The organism is Azospirillum sp., from assembly GCF_035627195.1.
Classification (GTDB): domain Bacteria; phylum Pseudomonadota; class Alphaproteobacteria; order Azospirillales; family Azospirillaceae; genus Azospirillum.
The window spans coordinates 1-5515 of record NZ_DASPMG010000059.1 but is presented as its reverse complement, the minus strand read 5'-3'; the positions used below and the strand labels follow the sequence as shown (position 1 = coordinate 5515).

The window sequence follows — 5515 nt, the reverse complement described above, 5'->3', positions numbered from 1 at the left end:
GCGCGGCAGCACGCCGGTCAGGCGCGGGTCGCTGATGATGCGGGTGACGTGGCGCACCGGCTTGAACCCCATGCTCTGATAGAGCGGCAGCGCCTTCGGGTGGTCGAAGGTGCAGGTGTTGACCGTCAGCAGGCGCGGCCGGCCGGCCCAGGCCATGCGGATGCCCTGGTCGAGCAGCCAGGGGCCGAGCTTCATGCCGATGAAGTCCGGCATCATGCCGAAATACGCGATGTCGGTGGCGGCGCGGTCACGGCGGTCGATTTCCACGTACCCGGCCGGCGTTCCGGCGACGTGCAGCACGTGCACCTCGACGCGCGGGTCGGCCACGACGGCGCGCAAGTCGGCGTCCGACATCCGGCGCCGCTCGTTCCACAGCCACGGCTCGCCCACCGTGTCGTACAGATAGCGGTAGAAGGGCACGCTCGGCGGCTCGGCGCGCATCAGCACCAGGTCGCCGGGCGGGCGCGGCAGCGGCTGGTGGCGCGGCGGCCGGTCCATCTCCAGATAGGTGACGATGACGCTGAGACAGCCGGGCGGCACGTCGCCGTTGCCGGTGGATGGGGTCAGGAAGGATTTTTGAGCCATTTCTGCATCATGGTGACGGGCGAGCGGGCGTAGCCGAGCCGTTCGTAGAACGCGGCCACCGTGGTGTTCGTTTCTCGGATCAGCAGGTGCACCTTGGGCATGCCCTCGGCGGCCAGCCGGGACTCGGCCGCCTCCACCACGCGCCGGCCATGGCCAAGGCCGCGCCAGGCGGGATCGGTCGCCAGATAGTAGAGCCAGCCGCGGTGCCCGTCGTGGCCGACCATCACGGTGGCGACGACCCGTCCGTCCTCGGTGCCGACCAGGAGCGCCGCGTTCGGCTTTGACCGGCACAGCGCGATGTCGGCGTCCGGGTCGTTCCACGGCACGACCAGGTGGCAGGCCGTCCACAGGCCCACCACCGCGTCGCGGTCCTCGTCCCGATAGGCGCGGATCTCCAGCGTCATGTGGCCGGGCCGGTCTCGACCGGGCGGTTGCCGGGCAGGCCCCATTCGGCCCACGAACCGTCGTACACCGCCACGTCCGGCCGGCCCAGCAGGTGGAAGCCCAGCGCCAGCACGCAGGCGGTCACGCCCGAGCCGCAGGAGGCGACGATCGGCTTGTCCAGGTCCACGCCGGCCTTGGCGACCTTCGCGCGCATCTGGTCGGCCGGCAGGAACACCTTGGTGGCCGGGTCGAGGAAGTCGCTGAAGGGCAGGTTGCGGCTGCCGGGGATGTGGCCGCGGCGGCGCCCCACCCAGGGGTCGTCCACGGTGCCCTCGAATCGCGGCTGGTTGCGCGCGTCGACCAGTTGGAACCTGCGCGCGTCGATGTTCGCCTGCACGTCGTCGGCGAAGCGCACCAGCTCCGGCCGCAGCGTGGCCTTGAACGTCTTGGGCGCGGGCGCCGACTCGCCGCCCTCCACCTCGCGCTTGTCGGCGATCCACTGCGGCAGGCCGCCGTCCAGCACGGCGACCTTGTCGTGGCCGAAGACGCGGAACAGCCACCACGCGCGCGCCGCCGTCTGCAGGCCGTGCGTGTCGTACGCGACGACGATGTCGTCGTTGCCGATGCCGAGCGCACCGACCTTGGCGGCGAAGTCGTCGGCGTCGGGCAGCATGTGGGGCAGGGGACCGGTGTCGGGCCTGGCCATCGCGTCGATGTCGAAGAAGACCGCGCCCGGAATGTGCTCGTCCGCGAAGTCCTCTTTGGGGTCCAGCCCGCTGCCGGGCATGCCCCAGGTGGCGTCCACCACCTTGACGTTGCCGGCGTTCAGGTTGGCCGCCAGCCATTCGGTGCTGACCAGCGGGCCGGGAAGGGTTGCCGCCATGTTCGTTCCTCCTGTCAGTCCTTGAGCGCCACGACGACGCGCCGGTTCTGCTTGCCCTTGTTCTCGATCTTCACCACCTCGACCATGCCGATTTCGCCGGTGTGGGCCACGTGCGTGCCGCCGCAGGGCTGCAGGTCGACGCCGTCGATGTTCACCAGCCGCACGCGGCCGTAGCCGCGCGGCGGCTTCACGGTCAGCGTGCGCACCAGATCGGGGCTGGCGTCCAGCTCCTCGTCGGTGATCCAGCGGGGGGCGACGGGCGTGTCGGCCGCGACCAGGGCGTTCAGCTTCGCCGTCAGGTCGGCCTTGTCCAGGCTTTCGGTGGGGACGTTGAAGTCGACGCGGCTCTTGTCGGCCCCGACCTGCGCGCCGGTGATCGAGGCGCCGGGCAGCACCGCGCACACGAGGTGCAGCGTGGTGTGCATGCGCATGTGGCGGTGCCGGCGGTCCCAGTCGATGACGGCCTCGACAGGCGTGCCTGGGGCGGGCAGGGCGGCGCCGTCGGCCGGCACGTGGACCACGTCGTCCGGCCCGTCGCCCTTCACCGTGTCGACGATCGCCACCTCGCCGCCGGCGAAGCGCAGCACGCCGGTGTCGCCCGGCTGCCCGCCGCCGTTGGGGTAGAAGACGGTGCGGTCGAGGCGCACGCCGCGCTCGTCCACCGACGTCACCGTCGCCGCGCAGGACCGCGCGTACGCATCGTCACGGAAGATCAGCTCCATGGGGGGCTCCCGGAAAACGCCAGACGCCGGGCCTTCGCTCAACCCGACGTCCGACACCTTGCCCCCGGATCGCGCGCCAGTCCAGAGCGCGTCAATCCAGCCAGTCCGGAACCGGCAGGTTCTTCTCCCGCAGGAAGGCGGGGTTGAACAGCTTGGACTGGTAGCGCTGGCCGCCGTCGCACAGGATGGTCACCACCGTGTGCCCCGGCCCCAGGTCGCGCGCCACGCGCATCGCCGCCGCCACGTTGATGCCGGACGAACCACCCAGCACAAGGCCCTGCGTCTTCACCAGGTCGAAGATCACCGGCAGGGCTTCCTCGTCGGTCACCTGGATGGCGTCGTCGATGGGGGCGCCGTCCAGGTTGGCGGTGATGCGGCCCTGGCCGATGCCCTCGGTGATGGAGCTGCCCTCGGCCTTCAGCTCGCCGGTCTTGTAGTAGCTGTAGAGCGAGGCGCCCAGCGGATCGGCCAGCACGATGCGCACGTTCGGGTCGCGCTCCTTCAGCGCCAGCCCGACGCCGGCCAGCGTGCCGCCGGAACCGACGGCGCAGGTGAAGGCGTCGACGCGCCCTTCCGTCTCGAACCAGATCTCCGGACCGGTGGTCAGGCGATGGCCCTCGCGGTTGGCGACGTTGTCGAACTGGTTGGCCCAGATGGCCCCGTTCGGCTCTGTCTTCGCCAGCTCCTCGGCAAGGCGGCCGGAGCAGCGGACGTAGTTGTTGGGATCCTTGTAGGGCACCGCCGGCACCAGGCGCAGGTCGGCGCCGATGAGCCGGAGCATGTCCTTCTTCTCCTGGCTCTGCGTCTCCGGCATGACGATCACGGTCTTGTAGCCCAGCGCGTTGCCGACCAGCGCCAAACCGATGCCGGTGTTGCCCGCCGTGCCCTCCACGATGGTGCCGCCGGGCCGCAGCAGGCCGCGCCGCTCCGCGTCGCGCACGATGGCCAGGGCCGCGCGGTCCTTCACCGAACCGCCGGGGTTCAGGAACTCCGCCTTGCCGAGGATCTCGCAGCCGGTGGCGCGCGACGGCCCGTCCAGCCGGATGAGCGGCGTGTTGCCGATGCTGCCGATGAAGCCGTTGCGGATGTCCACGGCCGTACTCCCTGTCCTGACATTGTGTGAAACCGATGAAAGTACATTATCGGTTTCTGATGATGGATTTCAAGGCGGCGGTGTGAATTGCAGAGTTTCACGTTTGAAATGTGTTGATCGATGTCCCCCTGCGGCATAGCGCGCACCCTTCGTTGACCAACGGCTGGGCAGATTGACCGTCCGTCAGGCGAACCGTATCGTCCGTGGCGGGCCGCGACCGCCCAACCGGTCGCCAGACTTAGGGAAGGAATTCGCCGCATGAAGCCGACGGAACGGCCGAACGTCCCCAACTTCTCCTCCGGCCCCTGCGCCAAGCGGCCGGGCTGGACGCTGGACGCGCTGGGCGACGCGCTGCTCGGCCGCTCGCACCGGTCCAAACCGGGCAAGGCGAAGCTGCAGGAGGTTCTGGACCTCAGCCGCGAAATCCTGGGTTTGCCCGCCGACTATCGCATCGGCATCGTTCCGGCTTCCGACACCGGTGCGGTGGAGATGGCGCTGTGGTCCCTGCTGGGCCCCCGCCCGGTCGATGCGCTGGTGTGGGAAAGCTTCGGCAAGGACTGGGCGACCGACATCACCAAGCAGCTGAAGCTCGACGCGCGCGTTCTGCAGGCGCCGTACGGCCGGATTCCCGATCTGAAGGACGTGGATTGGTCGCACGACGTGATCTTCACCTGGAACGGCACGACGTCCGGCGTGCGCGTGCCGAACGGCGACTGGATCCCGGCCGACCGGCAGGGGCTGGCGATCTGCGACGCGACGTCTGCGGCGTTCGCCATGGACCTGCCCTGGGACAAGCTCGATGTCGTCACCTGGTCCTGGCAGAAGGTGCTGGGCGGCGAGGCGGCGCACGGCATGCTGGTGCTGAGCCCGCGCGCGGTGGAGCGGCTGGAGTCGCACAAGCCGGCGTGGCCGATGCCGAAGATCTTCCGCATGACGAAGGACGGCAAGCTGAACGAAGGCATCTTCAAGGCCGAAACGATCAACACGCCCTCCATGCTGGCGGTGGAGGATGCCATCGACGGCCTGAAATGGGCGAAGTCGGCCGGCGGCCTGCGGGGGCTGATCGCACGTTCCGAAGGCAACCTGAAGCTGATCGCCGACTGGCAGGCCACGTCCGCCTGGGCCGGGTTCCTGGCCGCCGATCCGGCGATCCGCTCCTGCACGTCGATCTGCCTGACCATCACCGACCCGGACGTCGCCAAGCTGGACGCGGCAGGGCAGGCGGACTTCGCCAAGAAGGTCGCGGCGCTGCTGGAGAAGGAAGGGGTGGCGCTGGACGCCGGCGCCTACCGCGACGCGCCGCCGGGCCTGCGCATCTGGGGCGGCGCCACGGTGGAGGGGGCCGACATCGCGGCGCTGCTGCCGTGGCTGGACTGGGCCTTCGCGACGGTGAAGGCGGACGTGACCGCTTCGGCCTCGTAAACCCCCGCGCCCGGCGGCCCGGACACGGGTGGCCGGGCGCACGCTCTTCGGCCAGCCAATGACAAACATTTCCCCGGGAGGAAACCCCATGCCGAAGGTCCTGATTTCCGACAGCCTCAGCCCGCGCGCGGTCGAGATCTTCCGCGAGCGCGGCGTCGAGGCCGACGTGCGCACCGGCCTGTCGCCCGACGAGCTGAAGGCCATCATCGCCGACTACGACGGCTTGGCCGTCCGCTCCAGCACCAAGGTCACCAAGGAGTTGATGGCCGTCGCGCGCAACCTGAAGGTGGTCGGGCGCGCCGGCATCGGCGTCGACAACGTCGACGTGCCGGCCGCCACCCAGCGCGGCATCGTGGTGATGAACACGCCCTACGGCAACTCCATCACCACGGCGGAGCACGCCATCGCGCTGATGTTCGCGCTGGC

The 5515-nt window shown here is 69.9% G+C and carries 6 protein-coding genes and 1 pseudogene; 2 read left to right on the top strand and 5 right to left on the bottom strand.

Features of this window, described 5'->3' with window-relative positions; genetic code table 11:
• The 5 genes from VED21_RS05130 to VED21_RS05110 form a co-directional block, all read right to left on the bottom strand.
• The coding region (locus VED21_RS05130) for a GNAT family N-acetyltransferase (RefSeq protein ID WP_324881245.1) at positions 1-585 on the bottom strand (585 nt) is incomplete at its 3' end.
• Positions 564-989, bottom strand: a complete 426-nt coding sequence (locus VED21_RS05125) for a GNAT family acetyltransferase (RefSeq protein WP_324881244.1) — start codon at positions 987-989, stop codon at positions 564-566. The genes VED21_RS05125 and VED21_RS05130, both read right to left, overlap by 22 nt.
• Positions 986-1852: a 3-mercaptopyruvate sulfurtransferase gene (sseA, locus tag VED21_RS05120; protein WP_324881243.1), complete on the bottom strand. Its 867-nt coding sequence runs from the start codon at positions 1850-1852 to the stop codon at positions 986-988. Before sseA ends, VED21_RS05125 begins: the two co-directional genes overlap by 4 nt.
• A 14-nt stretch (positions 1853-1866) precedes the next feature.
• Entirely contained in the window at positions 1867-2574 is a 708-nt protein-coding gene (locus VED21_RS05115; protein ID WP_324881242.1) for an alanyl-tRNA editing protein, read from the bottom strand.
• Positions 2575-2665: 91 nt separating this feature from the next.
• Positions 2666-3667: a cysteine synthase A gene (locus tag VED21_RS05110; protein ID WP_324881241.1), complete on the bottom strand. Its 1002-nt coding sequence runs from the start codon at positions 3665-3667 to the stop codon at positions 2666-2668.
• A 258-nt stretch (positions 3668-3925) separates the two neighbouring features.
• Between VED21_RS05110 and VED21_RS05105 the strand changes: the two genes are divergently transcribed.
• Together VED21_RS05105 and VED21_RS05100 are read left to right on the top strand one after the other, a co-directional pair.
• Positions 3926-5089 (top strand): phosphoserine transaminase, encoded by a 1164-nt coding sequence (locus tag VED21_RS05105; RefSeq protein WP_324881240.1) that lies wholly within the window; start codon positions 3926-3928, stop codon positions 5087-5089.
• Between the two features lie 88 nt (positions 5090-5177).
• Positions 5178-5515: pseudogene (locus tag VED21_RS05100) on the top strand (phosphoglycerate dehydrogenase); the annotation flags it as partial.

What these genes read in the sequence shown, in the direction of transcription:
- VED21_RS05105 (WP_324881240.1), top strand. Translation starts at nt 3,926, where the DNA reads ATGAAGCCGACGGAACGGCCGAACGTCCCCAACTTCTCCTCCGGCCCC.
- sseA (WP_324881243.1), bottom strand. Translation starts at nt 1,852, where the DNA reads ATGGCGGCAACCCTTCCCGGCCCGCTGGTCAGCACCGAATGGCTGGCG.
- VED21_RS05125 (WP_324881244.1), bottom strand. Translation starts at nt 989, where the DNA reads ATGACGCTGGAGATCCGCGCCTATCGGGACGAGGACCGCGACGCGGTG.
- VED21_RS05115 (WP_324881242.1), bottom strand. Translation starts at nt 2,574, where the DNA reads ATGGAGCTGATCTTCCGTGACGATGCGTACGCGCGGTCCTGCGCGGCG.